The following is a 322-nucleotide window of genomic DNA, read 5'->3' as shown; positions in this document are numbered from 1 at the left end:
GACCAGTACTTTACGCCTGCGACGCACGCAGCCGCGATTTCCACCGCGACCAGAAAGCCACGCGTGAATCGATTGAACTTGTTCATGTTTTCCTTCAGATACCAGTCAGGAGCACCGCCGATTGCGGCTTGACCACGATCGGGTTGAAATCTGTGGCGTACGAGCGCGTAGCCGGCGTACGATCATCGTCCAGCCAATCCATTGGTGCAAAGTCGTCGAAATCGTCATACGCGAAGTCGTCCATATTCGATTGGTCCAGCGATCGTTCGTGAACTGCGCGCTCGTGCGGGTGCAGGATTCCGGCCTCCATACGACGTACGTA

General features: G+C 56.2%; 1 protein-coding gene. It reads right to left on the bottom strand.

The features are described 5' to 3' along the window. Positions 1-94 precede the first annotated feature (94 nt). Positions 95-322: hypothetical protein (locus tag AC1RPW_RS08285; protein ID WP_481769487.1), on the bottom strand; the 228-nt coding region annotated here is incomplete at its 5' end.

Source organism: Dellaglioa sp. CoH-55-MRSF-8 (assembly GCF_056782195.1).
Note: the sequence above shows the minus strand (reverse complement) of the source record. Positions and strands in the feature narration are given on the sequence as shown.